Source organism: Klebsiella sp. 2680, from assembly GCF_900198535.1.
Classification (GTDB): domain Bacteria; phylum Pseudomonadota; class Gammaproteobacteria; order Enterobacterales; family Enterobacteriaceae; genus Klebsiella; species Klebsiella indica.
Map to the genome: position 1 here is coordinate 254,918 of NZ_FZNJ01000006.1, position 22,612 is coordinate 277,529.

Annotated in this window: 16 protein-coding genes; 7 read left to right on the top strand and 9 right to left on the bottom strand. The window is 53.9% G+C overall.

Annotation, left to right across the window (positions count from 1 at the left end; genetic code table 11):
* Position 1 precedes the first annotated feature (1 nt).
* Complete coding sequence (xylB, locus tag FN037_RS21790) at positions 2 to 1,456, bottom strand: xylulokinase (protein ID WP_142503145.1); 1,455 nt, start codon at positions 1,454 to 1,456, stop codon at positions 2 to 4.
* A 76-nt stretch (positions 1,457 to 1,532) separates the two neighbouring features.
* The gene (gene xylA / locus FN037_RS21795; protein WP_142503146.1) at positions 1,533 to 2,855 is read right to left on the bottom strand and encodes a xylose isomerase; all 1,323 of its coding nucleotides are present in this window, start codon (positions 2,853 to 2,855) and stop codon (positions 1,533 to 1,535) included.
* 380 nt (positions 2,856 to 3,235) lie between these two features.
* On the opposite strand from xylA, the gene xylF reads away from it, so the two are divergent.
* From xylF to xylR, 4 genes are all read left to right on the top strand, one after another.
* A complete protein-coding gene (xylF, locus tag FN037_RS21800) occupies positions 3,236 to 4,228 on the top strand; it encodes a D-xylose ABC transporter substrate-binding protein (RefSeq protein WP_138359566.1) in 993 nt (330 codons plus the stop codon).
* A 64-nt stretch (positions 4,229 to 4,292) separates the two neighbouring features.
* Positions 4,293 to 5,834, top strand: coding sequence for a xylose ABC transporter ATP-binding protein (locus FN037_RS21805; protein WP_142503147.1), 1,542 nt, complete (start codon positions 4,293 to 4,295; stop codon positions 5,832 to 5,834).
* Positions 5,812 to 6,993, top strand: a complete 1,182-nt coding sequence (gene xylH / locus FN037_RS21810) for a xylose ABC transporter permease XylH (RefSeq protein WP_142503148.1) — start codon at positions 5,812 to 5,814, stop codon at positions 6,991 to 6,993. The genes FN037_RS21805 and xylH overlap by 23 nt, the downstream gene beginning before the upstream one ends.
* A 183-nt stretch (positions 6,994 to 7,176) precedes the next feature.
* Positions 7,177 to 8,355 carry a D-xylose utilization transcriptional activator XylR gene (gene xylR / locus FN037_RS21815; protein WP_138359572.1) on the top strand — a complete coding sequence of 393 codons (1,179 nt, stop codon included), beginning with the start codon at positions 7,177 to 7,179 and terminating at the stop codon, positions 8,353 to 8,355.
* A 55-nt stretch (positions 8,356 to 8,410) separates the two neighbouring features.
* Here the strand turns inward: xylR and FN037_RS21820 are convergent, their stop codons facing one another.
* Positions 8,411 to 9,238: a protein bax gene (locus tag FN037_RS21820; RefSeq protein WP_138359574.1), complete on the bottom strand. Its 828-nt coding sequence runs from the start codon at positions 9,236 to 9,238 to the stop codon at positions 8,411 to 8,413.
* A gap of 314 nt (positions 9,239 to 9,552) precedes the next feature.
* On the opposite strand from FN037_RS21820, the gene FN037_RS21825 reads away from it, so the two are divergent.
* Together FN037_RS21825 and avtA are read left to right on the top strand one after the other, a co-directional pair.
* Entirely contained in the window at positions 9,553 to 11,583 is a 2,031-nt protein-coding gene (locus FN037_RS21825) for an alpha-amylase (RefSeq protein ID WP_142503149.1), read from the top strand.
* Positions 11,584 to 11,755: 172 nt separating this feature from the next.
* Positions 11,756 to 13,012 carry a valine--pyruvate transaminase gene (gene avtA, locus FN037_RS21830; RefSeq protein WP_142503150.1) on the top strand — a complete coding sequence of 419 codons (1,257 nt, stop codon included), beginning with the start codon at positions 11,756 to 11,758 and terminating at the stop codon, positions 13,010 to 13,012.
* 83 nt (positions 13,013 to 13,095) lie between these two features.
* Here the strand turns inward: avtA and FN037_RS21835 are convergent, their stop codons facing one another.
* The 6 genes from FN037_RS21835 to FN037_RS21860 form a co-directional block, all read right to left on the bottom strand.
* Positions 13,096 to 13,584: a 4Fe-4S binding protein gene (locus FN037_RS21835; RefSeq protein WP_138359580.1), complete on the bottom strand. Its 489-nt coding sequence runs from the start codon at positions 13,582 to 13,584 to the stop codon at positions 13,096 to 13,098.
* A 298-nt stretch (positions 13,585 to 13,882) separates the two neighbouring features.
* Positions 13,883 to 15,421: an aldehyde dehydrogenase AldB gene (gene aldB, locus FN037_RS21840; RefSeq protein WP_138359604.1), complete on the bottom strand. Its 1,539-nt coding sequence runs from the start codon at positions 15,419 to 15,421 to the stop codon at positions 13,883 to 13,885.
* Positions 15,422 to 15,639: 218 nt separating this feature from the next.
* Positions 15,640 to 15,834: a hypothetical protein gene (locus FN037_RS21845; protein ID WP_138359606.1), complete on the bottom strand. Its 195-nt coding sequence runs from the start codon at positions 15,832 to 15,834 to the stop codon at positions 15,640 to 15,642.
* 284 nt (positions 15,835 to 16,118) lie between these two features.
* Positions 16,119 to 17,978: a selenocysteine-specific translation elongation factor gene (selB, locus tag FN037_RS21850; protein WP_142503151.1), complete on the bottom strand. Its 1,860-nt coding sequence runs from the start codon at positions 17,976 to 17,978 to the stop codon at positions 16,119 to 16,121.
* Positions 17,975 to 19,363, bottom strand: a complete 1,389-nt coding sequence (gene selA / locus FN037_RS21855) for an L-seryl-tRNA(Sec) selenium transferase (protein WP_142503152.1) — start codon at positions 19,361 to 19,363, stop codon at positions 17,975 to 17,977. Before selA ends, selB begins: the two co-directional genes overlap by 4 nt.
* A 93-nt stretch (positions 19,364 to 19,456) precedes the next feature.
* Positions 19,457 to 20,065, bottom strand: a complete 609-nt coding sequence (locus FN037_RS21860; RefSeq protein WP_138359612.1) for a glutathione S-transferase — start codon at positions 20,063 to 20,065, stop codon at positions 19,457 to 19,459.
* A 527-nt stretch (positions 20,066 to 20,592) separates the two neighbouring features.
* Here FN037_RS21860 and FN037_RS21865 point away from each other — a divergent pair.
* The gene (locus FN037_RS21865; protein ID WP_142503153.1) at positions 20,593 to 22,503 is read left to right on the top strand and encodes a PTS mannitol transporter subunit IICBA; all 1,911 of its coding nucleotides are present in this window, start codon (positions 20,593 to 20,595) and stop codon (positions 22,501 to 22,503) included.
* The last annotated feature ends 109 nt before the right edge of the window (positions 22,504 to 22,612 follow it).

Below are 22,612 nucleotides of genomic sequence, written 5' to 3' on the forward strand. Positions count from 1 at the left end.
ATCAGGACATCAACGGTAAGAGCTGCTGATAAATCTGCCGGAAGGTTTCCCGACGCAGAGCGTAACGGGCAAAACGGTCGGCATCCGGACGATGGGCCTGCTCCAGAGGCAACTGCGGGAGCAAATCGGAGAAGGCGACATGTTTATGCAACGCCAGTTGCGCCAGTCTTGCCGCGCCAAGCGCCGGTCCAACATCTCCGCCGGTACGGAAATCAAGCTGCTGGCCGCTAATATCCGCCAGCATCTGCCGCCAGTACGCGCTGCGCGCGCCGCCGCCAATCAGAGTCACACTCTGCGGTTGAATGCCGCAGGCGTGAACCACATCCATGCCATCCGCCAGGGCATAACCGACGCCTTCCAGCACCGCTCGCGCCAGTTCAGCCGCACCATGCTGATGGGTCAGACCGAAAAATACGCCTTTCGCCTGCGGATTATTGTGCGGCGTGCGTTCGCCGGATAAGTAAGGCAGAAACCAGACCGGATCGACACCGTCATTCGCCGATTCCGCCGCCGCGAGTAGCGCGGGAACCGTGCCGAGACCGGTTAGCTTCGCAGCCCAATCGAGGCAGGACGCCGCGCTCAGCATGACCGACATCAAATGCCAGCGTCCGGGCAGCGCGTGGCAGAAACTGTGAACGGCGCTTTCCGGCTTGCTAAGAAATCCGTCGCTGACGGCAAAATAGACGCCGGAGGTCCCCAGCGACAGCATCGCCTGACCAGCATCCGCCATTCCCACACCAACCGCGCCCGCAGCGTTGTCGCCACCACCGGCCACCACCAGCGCTTCCGGCATATTCCATGATTGTGCGACCGCAGGGCGAAGCGCCCCCGTAACGTCACAGCCTTCGAACAGCGCCGGCATGTTAGCGCGGCTCAGGCCGCAAGCAGCGAGCATCTCGTCGCTCCAGTCACGGCGCGCCACGTCCATCCACATCGTTCCGGCCGCATCAGACATATCGCTGGCAAACTCGCCGGTCATCCGTAAACGTAAATAATCTTTTGGCAGTAAAATTTTATCGATCTGGCGGAAGATTTCCGGTTCATGGCGTTGAACCCACAGCAGCTTCGGCGCAGTAAATCCAGGCATCATCAGATTGCCGGTTATCTGCCGCGAGCGGCTGACTTTCTCTTCTAATAACGCGCACTCTTCGCCGCAGCGGCCGTCATTCCATAAAATCGCCGGGCGTAGAACGCGTTGTTGCTTATCCAGCAGCGTCGCGCCGTGCATCTGCCCGGCAATACCGACTGCTTTAACATCGCGCAGAGAGTGCTGCGCGCCCAGCGCTCTCATTGCGCTGTCCGTCGCCAGCCACCAGTGTTCGGGATCCTGTTCAGACCACAACGGATGCGGACGCGAGACGCTCAGTTTTTCGCTATGCGAAGCCACAACGTCTCCCTGCTCATTAAGCAGAATGGCCTTGACCCCCGAGGTGCCCAGATCAATTCCGATATACATACAGCCTCTCCTTAACTGGCGCGAATAAAATAGAGCCACTGTTATAACAAATGCCCGGACTGGCCGGGCATCATCATTAATTATCAAACAGATAACGGTTAACCACGTTCTCCAGCAGCTCCTGATGACCGCTGTGATGCTGCGGCGCCAGGTTGTGCTGAATCGCATACCGGGCAATATCGGCGAGATCCATCTGGCCCTTGAGGATTTGCTGACCCAGTTCGCCATTCCAGCCGGCATAGCGTTTGGCGACACGCTTATCCAGTTCACCGCCTTCAATCATGCGGGCCGCCACTTTCAAGGCCAGCGCCATGATATCCATCGCGCCAATGTGGCCGTAGAACAGATCGTATTTATCGGTGCTCTGACGACGAACTTTAGCATCAAAGTTCAGGCCGCCGGTGGTAAAGCCGCCCGCCTTAAGGATTTCGTACATCACCAGCGCGTTTTCTTCGACGCTGTTCGGGAACTGGTCGGTATCCCAACCCAGCTGCGGATCGCCGCGGTTCGCGTCGACAGAGCCAAACAGACCGAGGGCGATCGCCGTGGCAATTTCGTGATGGAAAGTATGGCCTGCCAGCGTCGCGTGGTTAGCTTCAATGTTCAGTTTGATCTCTTTTTCCAGGCCAAACTGCTTGAGAAACCCATACACGGTGGATGCGTCGTAATCATACTGATGCTTGGTGGGCTCCTGCGGCTTGGGCTCAATCAGCAGCGTTCCCTGGAAGCCAATTTTGTGTTTGTGTTCAACCACCATTTGCATAAAGCGGCCGATCTGTTCGCGTTCCTGTCTCAGGTCGGTATTCAGCAGCGTTTCATAACCTTCACGACCGCCCCACAGAACGTAGTTTTCGCCGCCCAGTTTATGGGTTGCCTCCATCGCCGTCACGACCTGCGTCGCCGCCCAGCTGAACACTTCAGGGTCCGGGTTTGTAGCCGCGCCAGCGCCGTAACGCGGGTGAGTAAAGCAGTTCGCCGTGCCCCACAGCAGCCTGACACCGCTCTGCTGCTGTTTCGCCGCCAGAACATCAACCATCTGCGCAAAGTTATTAACGTACTCTTTCAGCGACGCGCCTTCCGGAGAAACATCAACATCATGGAAACAGTAATAGGGAATGTTCAGTTTGTGAAAAAACTCAAACGCGACATCAGCTTTACGTTTCGCCATCTCCAGCGCTTCACCCGGCTGCTGCCACGGACGGTCGAAAGAACCGACGCCGAACATATCAGCGCCATTCCAGCAGAAAGTGTGCCAGTAGCAGGCCGCAAAGCGCAGGTGCTCTTCCATACGTTTACCCAGAACCAACTCATCCGGGTTGTAATGACGAAAAGCCAGTGGATTAGCGGATTTCGGGCCTTCATAACGAACGCGATCGAGTTGATCGAAATAGGTCTGCATAATGAGCTCCATATTCAGGGGTGCGGCGAGGAATAAGTCATAGCCCAATATAGAATTCTCTTTTTAGTTTCCTCAATTACGTTATTTCACACCGTAATTGAGAGAATCCACAAACGTGCGCCAGGTCGCAAAAATAATACCTGACGCTCTGATTTTGCTACTGACATATAGAGAGTACGATGAAATAGGCGGATCATTGATTATTAAAATAAGATCGCGATCATAAATTCACAAATAAACAAAATTTCATAACTCTAAAATAAGCATAGATAATTGCCAAGGTTCTTTCCTGGGTTAAGAATCCGCAGTGTCAATGTGTATCAGGCCGCTTCGTTTTATCGTTCGTTTATCCTGCACTCTACAGAAAAGGTGTTATTATTATGAAGATAAAGAACCTTTGTCTAACGCTCTGCGCCTCACTCCTCCTGACCAGCCTGTCGGGTATCGCGAAAGAAGTTAAAATAGGTATGGCTATTGATGACCTGCGTCTTGAACGCTGGCAAAAAGATCGCGATATTTTTGTCAACAAAGCAGAATCATTAGGCGCAAAAGTATTTGTTCAGTCAGCCAATGGCAACGAAGAAACGCAAATGTCGCAAATTGAAAATATGATCAATCGCGGCGTCGATGTTCTGGTTATTATTCCCTATAACGGCCAGGTACTGAGTAATGTCATTAAGGAGGCCAAACAGGAAGGAATTAAGGTCCTGGCCTACGATCGTCTTATTAATAATGCAGATATTGATTTTTATATCTCTTTTAATAACGAAAAAGTGGGGGAAATGCAGGCCCAAAGCCTGGTCGATAAAGTGCCTCAGGGCAATTATTTTCTGATGGGCGGGTCACCCGTTGATAATAACGCGAAGCTTTTCCGCGCCGGGCAAATGAAGGTCCTTAAACCCTATATTGATGCCGGGAAAATTAAGATCGTTGGCGATCAGTGGGTCGACGGCTGGTTGCCAGAAAATGCATTGAAAATCATGGAAAATGCCCTGACCGCCAACAATAACAAAATTGATGCGGTCGTCGCCTCTAACGATGCCACCGCCGGCGGCGCCATTCAGGCCTTAAGCGCCCAGGGGCTGGCGGGTAAAGTGGCGATTTCTGGCCAGGATGCCGACCTCGCCGGCGTGAAACGCATTATCGCCGGAACCCAGACGATGACCGTCTACAAGCCGATTACCACCCTTGCCACCACTGCGGCGGAGATCGCCGTCGAACTGGGTAACGATAAACAGCCGAAGGCCGACACCACGCTCAATAATGGGCTAAAAGATGTCCCATCACGACTGCTGACGCCTATTGAGGTGAATAAAGACAATATAGAGCAGACGGTAATTAAAGACGGCTTCCACAAAAAGAGCGAGCTGTGAACGCAGGCGCCCCTTTCCGGGGCGCTAACCTCATCCAGCCGGATATTGCTGATGCGGAGTAGATATGTCCTGGTTACTTGAAATGAAAAACATTAGCAAAACCTTCGGCACAGTGAAGGCGATTGATAATGTCAGCCTGCGGCTTAACGCCGGGGAAGTGGTCTCGTTATGTGGAGAAAACGGTTCAGGTAAATCCACACTCATGAAGGTACTTTGTGGGATATATCCGCACGGTACCTATGAAGGCGAAATTATTTTTTCCGGGGAAACCCTACGGCCTGGCCATATTCGCGATACCGAACGCAAAGGGATCGCCATCATTCATCAGGAGCTGGCGCTGGTAAAGCATCTGACGGTCCTGGAAAATATTTTCCTCGGCGTGGAAATTTCCCGCCATGGTCTGCTGGATTATGAAACCATGACCTTACGCTGCGAGAAGCTGCTGGCCCAGGTCAATTTATCCATTTCTCCTGATACTCGCGTCGGGGATTTAGGCCTCGGCCAGCAGCAGTTGGTTGAAATAGCCAAGGCATTGAACAAACAGGTGCGGTTGTTAATACTTGATGAACCCACCGCCTCCTTAACAGAACAAGAAACGGCGATTTTGCTGAACATTATTCGCGATCTGCAAAACCACGGTATCGCCTGTATTTACATTTCTCACAAACTCAATGAAGTCAAAGCCATCTCTGACACGATTTGCGTCATTCGCGACGGACAGCATATCGGCACTCGTCATGCTGACGGCATGAATGAAGATGACATTATCACCATGATGGTTGGTCGGGAGCTTACCGCCCTCTATCCAAATGAAGCCCACAGCTGCGGTGACGAAATCCTGCGAGTGGAAAATTTAACCGCCTGGCATCCGGTCAACCGCCATATTAAACGGGTCAACGACATCTCTTTTTCATTACGCCGCGGAGAAATTCTGGGCATCGCAGGGCTGGTTGGCGCGGGGCGCACCGAAGCGGTTCAGTGTCTGTTTGGCGTCTGGCCGGGCCGCTGGCAGGGAAAAATCTTTATTGACGGCCAGCAGGTCAACATTCACACCTGCCAGCAAGCCATCGCGCAGGGCATTGCCATGGTGCCTGAAGACAGAAAAAAGGATGGTATCGTGCCGGTGATGGCGGTAGGCAAAAACATCACCCTCGCCGCCCTGAATCAGTTTACCGGCCCGATGAGCAGCCTTGACGACGCCGGCGAGCAGCACTGCATTCAGCAATCCATCCAGCGCCTCAAAATCAAAACCTCCTCACCGGAGCTGGCGATTGGTCGTCTCAGCGGCGGCAATCAGCAAAAGGCAATACTCGCCCGCTGTCTGCTGCTGAACCCACGCATTTTGATTCTTGATGAACCCACCCGCGGCATTGATATCGGTGCCAAGTACGAAATTTACAAGCTGATTAACCAACTGGTGCAACAGGGGATTGCCGTCATCGTCATTTCATCCGAGCTGCCCGAAGTGCTGGGACTAAGCGACCGGGTGCTGGTAATGCATGAAGGCAAACTGAAAGCCAATTTAATCAACCAGAACCTGACCCAGGAACAGGTGATGGAAGCCGCGCTGAGGAGCGAACGCCATGTCGAAGAACACGTCGTCTGAAATCAAACTCACCCCATCCGCCTCAGGCGCGCAGTCCGGACTCAAAGGGATGAACCTCCAGGTCTTCGTGATGATCGCCGCTATCGTGGCGATTATGCTGTTTTTCACCTGGACCACCGAAGGCGCTTATCTGAGCGCGCGCAATATCTCCAATCTGCTGCGCCAGACCGCCATCACCGGTATTCTCGCGGTTGGCATGGTATTTGTGATTATTTCCGCTGAAATCGATCTCTCCGTCGGATCGATGATGGGCCTGCTTGGTGGTGCGGCGGCGATTTTTGACGTCTGGTTCGGCTGGCCGTTACCGCTGACGATCGTGGTCACCCTGGCGCTTGGCCTGCTGCTGGGCGCCTGGAACGGTTGGTGGGTCGCCTATCGCAAAGTGCCTTCGTTTATCGTTACTCTCGCCGGTATGCTGGCGTTTCGCGGTATTCTGATAGGTATCACCAACGGGACCACCGTCTCCCCCACCAGCGCGGCAATGTCGCAAATTGGTCAAAGCTACCTGCCCGACGGTATTGGCTTTGCTATCGGTGTGGCAGGAATGGCTCTCTTTATCATCTGGCAATGGCGCAGTCGCATGCGGCGTCAGGCGTTAGGGCTGGCAACGCCGGCATCGGCCTTGACCGTGGGCCGCCAGACAATGACCGCCATTATCGTGCTGGGCGCTATCTGGCTGCTCAATGACTATCGCGGCGTACCGACGCCGGTACTTATTCTCACCGCGCTGCTGCTCGCCGGGATGTTTATGGCCACACGCACTGCTTTCGGGCGGCGCATCTACGCTATCGGCGGCAATCTGGAGGCCGCGCGTCTATCTGGTATTAGTGTTGAACGAACCAAGATGGCAGTATTTGCCATTAATGGCCTGATGGTGGCTATCGCCGGACTCATTCTTAGTTCGCGTCTGGGAGCCGGCTCGCCTTCTGCCGGTAACATCGCGGAACTGGATGCCATCGCCGCCTGCGTCATCGGTGGTACCAGCCTCGCGGGCGGCGTAGGCAGCGTTGCGGGGGCCGTAATGGGGGCGTTTATTATGTCCGCGCTGGACAACGGCATGAGCATGATGGACGTCGCCACATTCTGGCAGTACATCGTTAAAGGCGTCATTTTATTGTTGGCGGTATGGATGGATTCAGCAACGAAACGACGCAGTTGATAGTGGCGCGTTTCTCTTCTCCCTCGGGCCGCTTCGAGGGAGCGTTCAACAATAAACCTGCCCAGGTTCAAAAGAACAAGCAAAATCGTCCTCACAGGGAGATCTCTTAGGTGCTGATCGCTTGAAATAACCCGGGCATTGGCCAGTATTGTATGGTCGGTAAGAGAGACCAGGAACAACACTATGTTTGAAAAGCGCCATCGTATTACGCTGTTATTCAATGCCAATAAAGCCTATGACCGACAGGTCGTTGAAGGGGTCGGTGAATATTTACAGGCATCGCAACTGGAATGGGACATCTTCATTGAAGAAGATTTCCGCACGCGAATTGAAAATATTAAGGAATGGTTAGGTAATGGCGTTATTGCCGATTACGACGATCCGGAAATTGAAAATCTGCTGATCGACGTTGATGTGCCGATTGTCGGCGTTGGCGGCTCTTTTCATCGCCCGGAATGTTATCCGAACGTTCACTATATCGCCACCGACAACGCCGCACTGGTTGAGAGCGCCTTCCTCCACCTGAAGGAAAAAGGCATCAACCGCTTTGCTTTTTATGGTCTGCCCGCCACCAGTTGCAAAGGCTGGGCGGCCGAGCGCGAGCATGCTTTCCGTCAACTGGTGGCCAGAGAGAAGTATCGCGGCGTGGTGTATCAGGGGCTCGAAACCGCGCCGGAAAACTGGCAGCATGCGCAAAATCGCCTCGCTGACTGGCTGCAAACGCTACCGCCGCACACCGGCATTATCGCCGTCACCGATGCCCGCGCGCGCCACATATTACAGGCCTGCGAACTGCTGCATATTCCGGTGCCGGAAAAACTGTGCGTTATTGGCATTGATAACGAAGAGCTCACCCGCTACCTGTCACGCGTCGCCCTGTCGTCCGTTGCCCAGGGCACCCGCCAGATGGGCTATCAGGCGGCAAAACTGCTGCACCGTCTGCTGGAAAACGAAGAGTTACCCCTTCAGCGTCAGCTTATTCCACCGATGCGGGTGATCGGCCGCCGCTCCACCGATTACCGCTCGCTGTCCGATCCGTCAGTGATTCAGGCGATGCACTATATCCGCAATAACGCCTGCAAGGGGATCAAAGTTGAGCAAGTGCTGGATGCCATCGGTATCTCTCGCTCCAATCTTGAAAAACGCTTCAAAGAAGAAGTGGGCGAGACGATTCATACGGTGATCCACAGCGAAAAGTTAGAAAAAGCACGCAGCCTGTTGGTTTCCACCACCCTGTCGATTAACGAGATCTCACAGATATGCGGCTACCCATCGCTGCAATATTTCTATTCGGTCTTCAAGAAAGAGTACGATGTAACGCCGAAGGAGTATCGCGACCGGCATAGCGAAGTGATGATGTAGAACACAAAGAAAAATGCCCGCGCTTACGCGTCGGGCATTAAACCTGTATCAGTGATTACATATGGGCGGCAATCAACCGCTGGTTATCCTGATACATGGCGAAGAGATAGTTGTTGTAACTCGACCCTCTGGTCGAATAGCCCTTCAGCTTATGAATCATCGTGCTGGCGGTCAGCTCTTGATCGGCCTTACGCATTTGCGCCCGCGATTTACGGAACGACGAATAAGCCGGATGCGTATTCAGATTTCTCACATACGCCTGAACGGACTGCTCAATAGAATCAAACTGAGAGTAGCCCTTCATCGCGCCACGACAGTTACCGCCGCCACACTTCATGCCAAACAGATTATTATTAACCCGCGCCAGTTTGGATGTTCCCCAGCCGCTTTCCGCCGCCGCCATCGTTGCCACCATGCTGGTCGGAATAATATCGACGCGCTCAAGCAGCGAGTTCCATGGAATATGGCGAGTATTGCCTGACCACTTCACTTTATAACGTGAGGCGATCTCTTTCAGACGCGCACGCTCAGCCGGCGACCAGCGAACATCGTACTGCTTAGAGACAAGCCAGTTACGATCGGCGGTGATCATCTGGTTTTGCTTCGTAATATAAGGCATTACCGTCCGGAGAAACGCCCTTTTCCTTGGTGTCCCGGAAGGGTATTTTCGCAAATCAGGAAGTGAACTGCTCTTTACACTATTGCGAGAATACTCTTGTTTACTGCTTACCTTACTAACTTTAACGGCACTTTTCTTCTTGATAACTGAGGCTTTATCACTCGTTGTTGCTGTGTGCGTTACTGCCAGCACACTACCTGAAAATAGACAGGTAAATAACATGAGTATCGTAGCCCCATATCGTCGTATGGGAGTCGATATCATTAGGTCTCCTGGTCGGATACACTCATTCCAACGCCTTATTTTTCATAAAAATAGATAAACGAATCGCGAATAGTATCAAAAATACCCAGATCGCGCACCCTCAGAAATAGTCCAATTCTGAAAAGCTGTCACCTGAAATGGATTTCTGCACCGCTATAAAGAGGCAAAAATGCTAGCGCTATCTCATTTTTGCTTATTTTTTGAGCGAGATCACTCACCCCTTTTCATCCTCCCTGAAAAATCGCAGGCGGGATGAGTTCATCAAACGAGCTGACGCGCAAACTGAGCAAAACACCGCTTACAGGAACTCCGGAATGAAACTCGTAGCGCTTGCACCGTTATTGTTGCCTGGGATGGCCTTCGCCGCCTGGACAACCGCCGATTTCCCCGCCTTTACCGGAGAAGGTACCGGCAGATTTATCAGTCAAACCGAGGTAACAAAGGGAACGCGGCCGCTGCGCATTAATGATAGTCAGCAGTGCTGGCAGCCTGCTGGCGCGATAAAACTTAACCAGATGCTCTCTCTGGAGCCCTGTCGTGATACGCCGCCACAATGGCGTGTGTTCCGCGATGGCCGCTATACCCTGGAAGTCGATACCCGCTCGGGTACACCGACCCTGATGATCTCGCTGGCAGAGAAACAGGTTTCCGCCACCGCGCCCCAGTTGAAGCAGTGCCCGAAATGGGATGGTAAACCGCTGACCATTGACGTCAGCAAATCCTTTGCCGAAGGCAGTAAAGTTCGCGATTTCTACAGCGGTAATATCACGACCGTAAAAGGCGGTAAAATTACCCTCCAGCCAGCACTTAACAGCAATGGTCTGCTGCTGCTTGAGCGCGCAGAGACGCAAACCGCCGCGCCGTTCAACTGGCACAATGCGACGGTCTATTTCGTCCTGACCGACCGCTTTGTTAACGGTAATCCGGCTAACGACAATAGCTATGGCCGCCACAAAGATGGCATGCAGGAAATCGGTACCTTCCACGGCGGCGATCTGCAAGGCTTGACCAGCAAACTTGATTATATCCAGCAGCTCGGCGTCAATGCCCTGTGGATTAGCTCACCGCTGGAACAGATCCACGGATGGGTTGGCGGCGGCACCAAAGGTGACTTCCCCCACTATGCCTATCATGGCTATTATCCCCTGGACTGGACAAAACTGGACGCCAATATGGGTACAGAAGACGATCTCCGTCGTCTCGTCGATGAAGCCCACAAGCGGGGGATACGTATTCTGTTCGACGTGGTAATGAATCACACCGGTTATGCGACCCTGGCCGATATGCAGGAGTATCAGTTTGGCGCGTTGTACATTCATGGCGATGAGTTGAAAAAGACCCTCGGCGCCCACTGGACCAACTGGACGCCTCACGCAGGCCAGAGCTGGCACAGTTTTAACGATTACATCAACTTCAGCGATAAAACCGGATGGGAGAAATGGTGGGGGAAAAAATGGATCCGCACCGACATTGGTGACTACGATAACCCCGGCTTTGATGACCTGACGATGTCGCTGGCCTTCCTGCCGGACGTGAAAACCGAATCTACAGAGCCTTCTGGTTTGCCAAATTTCTATCGTCATAAACCGGACACCGCAGCGAAAGCGATCCCCGGCTATACGCCGCGCGATTACCTGACCCACTGGCTCAGTCAATGGGTTCGCGATTACGGCATCGACGGTTTCCGCGTTGATACCGCTAAACACGTAGAACAGGCCGCCTGGCAGCAATTAAAAACCCAGGCCACACAAGCGCTGGCTGAATGGAAAAGCGCCAACCCGGGTAAAGCGCTGGATAAGGCGCCGTTCTGGATGACCGGCGAGGCCTGGGGTCATGGGGTGATGCAGAGCGATTATTATCGCCACGGCTTTGATGCGATGCTGAATTTTGATTATCAGGATCAGGCGGCAAAAGCGGCAAGCTGCATGGCCAATATGGATCTGACCTGGCAACAAATGGCGGATAAATTGCAGAATTTCAATGTATTAAGCTACATTTCCTCTCACGATACCAGCCTGTTTCGTGAGGGTGGCAGTTCCGCAGCGGAACTGCTGCTACTGGCGCCAGGCGCAGTGCAAATATTCTATGGCGACGAGTCCTCACGGCCATTCGGCCCGACCGGATCCGATCCGCTACAGGGCACGCGTTCAGATATGAACTGGCAGGATGTCAGCAGCAAGGCCGCACGCAGCGTCGCCCACTGGGAAAAACTGGGCCAGTTTCGCGCTCGTCATCCAGCCATCGGCATGGGTAAACAAACCACACTACCGATGGCAAAAGGCTACGCTTTTATCCGCGAATACGGTGATGACAAAGTAATGGTGGTATGGGCTGGACAGCAGTAACTTGCTGCCCCGCGACGCCCCGGCTATCGTGGCGCTTTATCAGAATAAACATCTAAAAATAGACGATATATAAGAATAAAAACAAAGCATCATCCTGATACTTCGATTTGCACACTGTCTGCGCTGGCGTTATGGTTACCCACTTTCCAGGGATACCGATAGACTAATCGCGATGACATTTTCACTTTTTGGCGACAAATTTACCCGTCACTCGGGCATTACCCGCCTGATGGAAGACCTTAATGACGGCCTGCGCACACCGGGCGCTATTATGCTGGGCGGCGGCAATCCCGCACAGATTCCGGAAATGAATGATTACTTCCATAGCCTGCTGGCCGACATGCTAAATAACGGCAAAGCCCTTGATGCGCTGTGCAATTATGACGGCCCGCAGGGTAAAAGCGAGCTGCTCTCCCTGCTGGCGAAAATGCTGCGCGAGGAGCTGAGCTGGGAGATTGAGCCACAGAATATTGCACTAACAAATGGCAGTCAGAGCGCATTTTTCTACTTGTTTAACCTCTTTGCTGGCCGCCGGGCGGATGGAACTACCCGTAAGGTCCTGTTTCCGTTGACGCCTGAGTACATCGGCTATGCCGATTCCGGCCTTGAAGAAGATCTGTTTGTCGCGACTCGTCCAAATATCGAACTGCTGCCGGAAGGCCAGTTTAAATACCATGTGGATTTCGAGCATTTGCAGGTGACGGACGAGACGGGAATGATCTGCGTCTCCCGTCCTACCAATCCGACCGGTAACGTCATTACCGACGATGAGCTGATCAAGCTGGATGCGCTGGCTAACCAGCGCGGTATCCCGTTGGTTATTGATAACGCCTACGGTGTTCCGTTCCCGGGGATCATTTTCAGCGATGCCCGGCCGCTGTGGAACCCAAACATCGTCCTGTGCATGAGCCTCTCCAAACTGGGTCTGCCGGGTAGCCGCTGCGGGATTATTATTGCCAACGAAAAAACCATCTCCGCCATCAGTAATATGAACGGCATTATTAGCCTCGCCCCCGGTGGTATAGGGCCTGCAATGATGTGTGAGATGATTAAACGCAACGATCTGTTGCGACTTTCGGAGACGATAATTAAGCCGTTCTATTTCCAGCGTGTCCAGGAAACTATCGCCATTATTCGCCGTTATCTACCGGAAGATCGTTGCCTGATCCACAAGCCGGAAGGTGCGATTTTCCTCTGGTTGTGGTTTAAGGATCTGCCCATTTCCACCGAGCTGCTGTACCAGCGCCTGAAACAACGCGGTGTTCTGATGGTGCCGGGCGACTACTTCTTCCCGGGGCTGGATAAGCCATGGCCACATACGCACCAGTGCATGCGCATGAACTATGTGCCAGACCCGGAGAAGATTGAAGCGGGGGTGAAGATCCTTGCCGAAGAAGTTGAACGCGCCTGGCGTGAGCAGGACGCGTAATGACGCATCATGTAGCCCGGAATTGAGGAATATTCCCGGTTTGCGCTACGCTTAACCGGGCTACGGAAACACGTTGCTGGACACTACATCGCCAGCGCCATTCTCTGGCGGCGTTCGGCGCTCATTCTTTCCAGCTCCATCGGCTCCATACAGTGCAGCGCCTGGGTCGGGCATGCTGCCACGCAAGCCGGGCCCTCTTCGCGATGGCTGCACAAATCGCACTTCAGCGCCTGGATGCCCTCATCCATCCACATCACGGTCATCGCCCCGTAAGGACACGCCACCATGCAGCTTTTACACCCAATACAGCGGCGCTGATCCACCCGCCAGACCGCGTTTTCACGCTGAATTGCACCCTCAGGACACACATTCGCGCAGGGGGCATCCTCGCACTGATGGCACAGCGTCGCAGTCGAGAAACTATCGCTTTTCACCACGCGGATCCGCGGCATAAAGCGCGTTGGGGTTACGCCAGAACAGTCCTGATCCTGCTGATGGGACACCACGCAGGCAACTTCACAGGTACGGCAACCGATGCACTTTTGCGCATCTGCGATAATAAACCGATTCATCCTTGCTCCATTGTGGATAAAAATGCAGAGTGCCAGAAAAAAACCCTCGCGCGCCTTGATCCTGAATGGAGTCAGCCGCTTTTTTGGCAAACGCGATACAAAATTTGTTTCCTGCGCCGTATTAATATGCTCTGTGTAGCCCACTTTCTCGCTGGCAATGATGAAGTGCGGCTCTTTTGCCAGTATTGAAGCGAAAATGGGCAGATGAGGCGTTATAAAGAGAACACAGAAAGCGAGATCTTGTTCGAAGAACTGCCTCTCCTGGCCGGGCATCTCTGCCCGGCCAGGGGCTTCACGCTTAAAACAGTCCCTGCGGTTTCTCCGAATAACTCACCAGCAGACACTTGGTTTGCTGGTAGTGATCCAGCATCATCTTATGTGTCTCGCGCCCAATCCCCGACAGCTTGTAGCCGCCAAATGCGGCATGCGCCGGATAGGCGTGATAGCAGTTAGTCCATACGCGTCCGGCCTGAATTCCACGCCCCATTTTATAAGCCAGATTGCCGTTTCGGCTCCAGACCCCGGCACCGAGGCCGTACTGAGTATCGTTGGCGATTTCCAGCGCCTCCTCCATCGTTTTAAAGGTGGTGACGGCCAGCACCGGGCCAAAGATCTCCTCCTGGAAAACACGCATATTGTTGTTACCAAACAGGACGGTGGGCTCAAGATAATACCCCTCCTTCAGTTCACCTTCCTGTTGTTTACGTCGCCCGCCGGTCAGCACATCCGCGCCCTCTTTCTTACCGATATCAATATAATTGAGGATCGTTTCCAGTTGACCATGGGAAACCTGCGCGCCCATCTGCGTCACACTGTCCAGCGGGTTACCGCAGCGAATGCTCTCCACGCGGCGAATTGCCCGTTCCATAAAGCGTTCATAAATAGATTCCTGCACCAGTGCCCGACTCGGGCAGGTACAGACCTCCCCCTGGTTAAAGGCAAATAATGCAAAACCTTCCAGCGCCTTATCGAAGAACGAATCCTCTTCGTCCATGACATCGGCAAAGAAGATATTCGGCGATTTACCGCCCAGTTCCAGCGTAACCGGAATAATGTTTTGCGTGGCGTACTGCATGATCTGCTGTCCGACTTCCGTCGAACCAGTAAAGGCAACTTTTGCTATACGCTTCGAGGTTGCCAGATATTCACCAATCTCGCCCCCCGCGCCATTCACAACGTTAACCACGCCAGGAGGGAGCAGATCGCCAACGATCTCCATCAGCAACAGGACCGAAAGGGGCGTCAGACGCGCCGGTTTAAGCACCACGCAGTTGCCCGCCGCCAGCGCTGGCGCCATTTTCCAGCTCGCCATCAGCAGGGGGAAGTTCCACGGGATAATTTGCCCGACCACGCCAAGCGGTTCATGGAAATGATAGGCGACGGTTTCGCTGTCCACTTCGCTGATCCCGCCTTCCTGAGCACGAATACAGGAGGCAAAATAGCGGAAATGATCAATTGCCAACGGCACATCAGCCGCGATGGTTTCACGGATCGGCTTACCGTTATCCCAGGTTTCGGCCGTCGCCAGCAGCTCTAAATTTTGCTCCATACGATCGGCAATCTTGAACAGAATCGCCGCGCGATCCTGTACGGAAGTCTGGGCCCATTTATCTTTCGCTTTATGGGCAGCGTCGAGGGCAAGGTCAATGTCCCTTTTACCTGAAGAGGCAACTTCACAGAGCGGCTGCCCGGTGACCGGCGTCAGATTCTGATAGTACTCACCGTCGGCAGGCGCTACCCACTCCCCACCAATGAAGTTGTCATAGCGAGCCTTTAATTTCAGAGGGAATCCATATTCACCGGGTTGAATATGTGTTGCAGGGGAATTATTTGTCATGGACGTCTCCTTGCAGTAGGGGTATAACGATGGCGAGATATTCGCCAATTGATTACAGCATTACGACTGCGGTCACGTTATTCGGAGTGGCCGATATTGATGTACCGGGTGGGCCTTACCATTTATCCAGCCTGAGCAAACATCCCCTTCACAGGCCTCGCCATCCGCCAGTTAATGGCATCGCGCAACGAGAGATCGCGACGATTTCGGCATGCCCATCATAAATAACGCTGAAATATCGAATGCCTGAAATGCATTCTGAATATTTCAGTCATGCCTGATTTTTTCGACTTATCATCCGTAGCAATGAATGTGTGGCGCAAACGCCTTTCCACCATGGTATTCATTGTTTCTATTAATGAACCGGCGTCGATTACATTCGAGGAAGGAATAAAAAATGTTGAAGCAGCCATTGTACTATCCTCAATCACTGCAATTAGACAGGCAGAATACGAGTGAATATTCTTTAAAAACGTGATCGTTGTTATTATTTAACGTTCTGATAATATAAAAGGCACATTAAGTTCATATTTTAATGTGCCTGTTGAGAAAATGTGCGGGTATTTCCCCCGGCTGACGCCTTACCCATCATGGGAAGCCAACAATATCATCATGTTATGAATTTCACTCAGGCCCGAGCCAGCGGCGCTGGTTACAGGGCAATGCGATAAAAGCACGTTTTATCAAACATCTTAAATTAATCGTTTCCTCGTTTAACCGGAAATAGTAACGCATCACGTAATAAATGATCGTTGCCACGACGGCGGGTAAAACCGATGCGGTCAAAATATTCCAGGATCTGAATAGCGAGCTTTCGTCCTACTCCCAATCGATCGCGAAAATCGGCCGCGCAGGTAGACCCCCTTTCCTGATCCAGTTCGCGGATCATTCTGGCGAACGTCACAATCCGATCGTTACGGTAGTAGCGATCTTTGACGATCGCGGTAATCATCCCCTGCTGCGCCGCCTGGCGTAACACTGCGCGCATTAATGCCTCTTCAACGTTAGCCTCCCGCGCCAGATCGCGAACCCACCAGGGTTCATCAGCAAACAGCCCGGCAACCCGCAGCCAGATCACCTGCTGCTCGTCGGTAAACCCCGCCTTATGATCCGGTAAATGCAGCCAGCCGTGGTGACTATGGACCATTCCGCTTTCGCGCATCTGCTCAATCAGCAGCAGCACCAGGGCTTCATCTTCCATCGGCAGCGCAATACGCCGCAGACGCTCGCGGCCCGGTCCCGGCTCATCGCGATGCTGGTCATGATAACGCGCCAGGGCGTCGAGCAGTTTCCGCTGCCAGCGCGCAGCCAGTGGCGCGCTGAGTAAACGATTCCCCGCCTGCAGATAGTCAGGACGGTGACTTAGCGCCTGTAGCCCCTCGTCGCTGAGCTGACGCGCCCAGGCAAAATCATCAAGATGAACCGCATCACGTTGCAGATGGATCTCCAGCGCGCTGGCATCATCGCTTTGCGCAGCGGCCAGCGTGTGCAGCCACTGTATGTATTCTGCCTTACGCTTGCCTCGTCGCGGCGGATTGAGCGTCACCACCCGCGCGCCAGCCAGCGTCTGACGGGCGGAGATATCGCGCAGCACCAGACGATCGTTATCCGCCAGCCACAGCGGGCAGTCGAAAACCAGTTCCGCCAGCGCCCCCTCCAGCAGTGACACGCGGCCAGTGATATGGCTGGCTGCATGATGGATATGTAGCGGTTGCCACTGACCGAGCGGCGTGTGGCACTGCAGCTCGACAATTACGCGTTCGCTGGCTTCCGGTGGCTGTACGGAAAGCAGCCAGTCGCCGCGATTCAGTTGCTCTTTTTGCGCATCACCCACAATATTCAGGGCAATGCGTTGGCCCGCCTGGGCCTTCCCGACCGGCTGATTCTGCGCATGCAGACCACGCACGCGCATCGGCTTATCCACACCAGTCAGCCACAGCGTATCCCCCACATTCACCTCGCCGGAAAGCGCCGTTCCGGTGACCACCAGACCCGCGCCTTTTACGCTAAACGCCCGGTCGATAGCAAGGCGGAAACGCTGATGCTGCGGATGCGGCCGCGCGGAAAGTCGCAGTAAATGATCGCGTAGTTCGGCAATGCCCTGGTTTTCCGTCGCTGCGGTAACAAACAGGCTCGCAGCAGTAAAACCGAATTCGGCCAGCACCGCGTCGATTTCCCTTTTCACTTCCTCAACCCGCCCGGCCTCAACGCGGTCAGATTTGGTGAGCGCGACCGTTAACCTCGGCTTACCCGTAAGCTGAAGGATCGCCAGATGTTCACGCGTCTGCGCCATCACCCCATCATCACAAGCCACCACCAGCAGCGCGTGATCGATGCCGCCGACGCCAGCCAGCATGTTGGACAAAAACTTTTCATGGCCCGGCACGTCAATAAATCCCAGCACTCGGCCATCGGGCTGCGGCCAGTAGGCGTAGCCGAGGTCGATAGTCATTCCGCGCGCTTTCTCTTCCGGCAGGCGATCGGCATTGATACCGGTAATCGCCTGCAGCAACGTGGTTTTGCCGTGGTCAACATGTCCGGCAGTGGCAATAATCATTTCGCTAACATCTCCATAAACCGGGTTTCATCCTCAAGACAGCGGAGATCCAGCCACAGTCGACCATCATAAACCCGGCCAATAACCGGCACCGGAAGCCGACGCCAGCGAACCGTCAACGCCTCCAGCTGGCTACCGCGGCCATTGCACGGGGTAAACGTCAATGCCGCGCTGGGTAACCGGTCCACTGGCAACGAACCGCTGCCAATCTGCGACAAACAGGGTTCTACCCGCAGTACAAAATCTGGGTAATATTCCGCCAGCGCGGCTTGTATACGTTCTCCCAGCTGGCGAATCTCGTCTACGGGGCGGGTCAACAGACGTAGCGTCGGCAGTTCAGCGGCCAGTGTCTCCGGGTGCAGATAGAGGCGTAGCGTGGCTTCCAGCGCCGCGAGCGTCATTTTATCCGCCCGCAGCGCACGTTTCAGCGGATGGCTCTGTAAACGCGCGATCAGCGCTTTCTTACCGACGATAATTCCCGCCTGCGGGCCGCCCAGTAGTTTATCCCCGGAAAAGCTCACCAGGCTGATGCCCGCGGCAATCATCTCCTGGGGCATTGGCTCTTTTGGCAAGCCGTAGCGGCTTAAATCCACCAGCGAGCCGCTGCCAAGATCGGCGACAACCGGGATATTCAGCTCGCGGCCAATTTCCGCCAGCGCCACCTCATCAACCGCTTTCGTAAAGCCCTCAATGCTGTAGTTGCTGGTGTGAACTTTCATCAGCAAACCGGTATTGTCATTGACGGCCTGACGATAATCTTCCCCATGGGTACGATTAGTGGTACCGACTTCATGCAGGATGCAGCCCGCCTGGCGCATCACGTCAGGAATGCGAAACGCACCGCCAATCTCTACCAGCTCACCCCGCGATACCACAACTTCATTACCGCCGGCGATGGCCGCCAGCATGAGCAGCACCGCCGCCGCGTTGTTATTGACGATGCAAGCATCTTCCGCACCGGTTATCCGACAAAGCAGGTCGGCCAGCGCCCGGTCCCGGTGGCCGCGTCCGGCATCCTCGAGATCGTATTCCAGCGTCACCGGCGCGCGCATGGCCTGGGCAACGGCTGCAATCGCCGCTTCTGCCTGAAGCGCACGGCCAAGATTGGTATGCAGTACGGTGCCCGTCAGGTTGAAAACCGGGCGCAGCGCACTCTGCTGCGTTTGCGCCAGACGCCGGGCGGTTTCCAGCAGCCAGTCGTCACACCAGACCGGCAGCGCATGTCTCTGACGAATATGTTCCCTTGCCTCATCCAGCATCTGACGTAGCAGCGTAACCGTCTGCGAGTGACCATACTGCATCAGCAACGAGGAAAACGCCGGAGCATGGAGTAAACGGTCAATGGCCGGAAGCCGGGTATACAGTACACGAATCTCGGTAGTCATGAATGAACCTGTTTTCCCCTCCCGACGGGAGAGGGAGTCAATAAATGAGCAGCAATTGTAATACCTTCGCGCAAAAACTGTTACCTGCCTGGGTCAACTCCCTGGCGGTTCAGTGCGCGCAAAACTGGGGCGCTGGAAGAGTGAATCCACCAGTTTAACCAGCTTAGGCCGTGTCGCGCACCAGCCCGGCGCAACGCGGCGAATATTAAGATAAGCAATGGCGCAGGCCGTGGAAATGGTCGCCAGATTCACCTCATCGGGACGTAAAATACCGTCATTTGCATAGCCTTCCAGGGCATCAAGACCACGCGTAACTTTTTCCCGTTGGCGCAGCAGTTCGCTTTCTAACTGCTGCGTCGCCGGGCGCATTTTCTCCCGCACCAGCGCCTGCGCTGCTTCCATCACGCCATCTGCCAGCGCTTCAATTTGACGCATTTTCAGCGCGGCTTTCGGCTCCGCGGGCAGCATAGCAGGCGCAATGCCAAGCTGCTCCAGGTATTGAGCGATAATGGGGGAGTCATACCAACATTCACCGTCGTCGGTAACCAGCGCAGGCACTTTTCCCAGCGGATTGTATTTCGCCACACGATTGGCGTCGTTATAAGGAAATTCGTTGACGAACTCGAAAGGGATCGCTTTTTCCAGCAACATGACGGAAATTTTGCGCACAAAGGGACTGGTGTAGCTGCCGATCAGTTTCATTGCCTGCTCCTTTCGCCAACAAAAAAGTAAGTATGGCGCAGACCGTAGTAAAAAACCGACAAACCGAACGTAATTTACCCTGCCGTTTTCGCCATGATGGCTAAAATGTCCTTTAGTGGATCAAGTTACTGAGTTACATATCCTCATATTAGACGCGGCATAATCTGCCCGGGATCACATCAGGGAAAATCTGCGGGGATATATTTTGTGATGCAAATCACAAATAAATAACAAACTCATAAAAAATATTTGTGATACATATCACATAAAAGTGTGTTTTTTGCTCTAAAACTCCCTCCTGTTGTTTTTTTACACTCAATTTTTGTGACGCAGATCACTATACAGACCCACTACTAACCTATATTTATGTGATGTAAATCACATAAAAGCCCACTAACTGGACAGCGTAACAATTCAGTGCCAGATTTCGCACTATCAATCCGGGCCCGGCTACCTCTGCCGCCACATTAACAACAAGCCTCGGGCTTTCAGCCTGCCGATAGCAAAAACAGAAGAAGGGGTGTTTTATGTCATCCGATATCAAGATCAAAGTGCAAAGCTTTGGTCGTTTTCTCAGCAATATGGTGATGCCAAATATCGGCGCGTTTATCGCGTGGGGTATTATCACCGCACTATTTATTCCAACAGGATGGTTACCGAACGAAACGCTGGCGAAGCTGGTGGGTCCGATGATCACCTATCTGTTACCGCTGTTGATCGGTTATACCGGCGGTAAACTGGTTGGCGGCGAACGCGGCGGCGTAGTCGGCGCAATTACCACTATGGGCGTCATTGTCGGCGCGGATATGCCGATGTTCCTCGGCTCGATGATCGCGGGTCCTCTGGGTGGCTGGGCCATCAAGAAATTCGACGTTTGGGTAGATGGTAAGATTAAATCCGGTTTTGAGATGCTGGTGAATAACTTCTCCGCCGGTATTATCGGTATGATCCTCGCCATCCTGGCGTTCCTCGGTATCGGTCCGGCGGTTGAAGTCCTGTCCAAAATCCTGGCTGCGGGCGTTAACTTCATGGTGGCGCACGACATGCTGCCGCTGGCATCCATCTTTGTTGAACCGGCGAAAATCCTGTTCCTTAACAACGCCATCAACCACGGTATCTTCTCGCCGCTGGGCATCCAGCAGTCTCATGAACTCGGCAAGTCTATCTTCTTCCTGATTGAAGCTAACCCGGGTCCGGGTATGGGCGTCCTGCTGGCATACATGTTTTTTGGTCGCGGCAGCGCTAAGCAGTCGGCGGGCGGTGCGGCAATCATCCATTTCCTCGGCGGTATTCACGAAATCTACTTCCCGTACGTGCTGATGAACCCGCGTCTGATTCTGGCCGTTATCCTCGGCGGTATGACCGGTGTGTTTACTCTGACTATCCTCAACGGCGGTCTGGTTTCTCCGGCCTCTCCGGGCTCAATCCTCGCCGTACTGGCGATGACGCCGAAAGGAGCCTATTTCGCTAACATCACGGCGATTATTGCCGCGATGGCCGTCTCCTTCGTGATCTCGGCGATTCTGCTGAAAACCAGTAAAGTCAAAGAAGAAGATGATATCGAAACAGCGACCCGTCGTATGCAGGACATGAAAGCGCAGTCCAAAGGCGCAGCGACTTCGCTGTCCACAGGCGATGTCACGAACGACCTCAGCCATGTGCGTAAAATCATCGTCGCCTGCGACGCCGGTATGGGCTCCAGCGCCATGGGCGCAGGCGTGCTGCGTAAGAAAGTACAGGATGCCGGGCTGAGCAATATCTCCGTCACCAACTGTGCGATTAACAACCTGCCGCCGGATGTTGACCTGGTCATCACTCACCGCGACCTGACCGAACGCGCGATGCGCCAGGTGCCGCAAGCGCAGCATATTTCGCTGACCAACTTCCTCGACAGCGGCCTGTACACCAGCCTGACCGAACGCCTGGTGGCGGCCCAGCGTCACACGGATAACGAAGAGAAAGTTCGCGACAGTCTGCAAGACAGCTTCGATGCGGCGGATACCCATCTGTTCAAACTGGGTGCGGAAAACATCTTCCTCGGTCAGAAAGCGGCCACCAAAGAAGACGCTATTCTGTTCGCGGGTGAACAACTGGTAAAAGGGGGTTATGTCGAGCCGGAATACGTTCAGGCAATGCTGGAGCGTGAAAAACTGACCTCGACCTACCTGGGTGAGTCCATCGCGGTTCCGCACGGCACTATCGAAGCGAAGGATCGCGTTCTGAAAACCGGTATCGTGTTCTGCCAGTATCCGGAAGGCGTGCGTTTCGGTGAAGAAGAGGATGAGGTTGCCCGTCTGGTCATCGGTATCGCGGCACGTAATAACGAACATATCCAGGTGATCACCAGCCTGACTAACGCGCTGGACGATGAGTCCGTCATTGAGCGTCTGGCACAGACCACCAGCGTCGAAGAAGTCCTCTCGCTGCTGAACAAGTAAACGCCGCCTCATCCTCTGCTGAGGATGAACGCAAGTGCGGTCTATTCCCTCTCCCGTTGGGAGAGGGTTAGGGTGAGGGAAAAGCCTCACCCCAGCCCTCTCAGGTAAA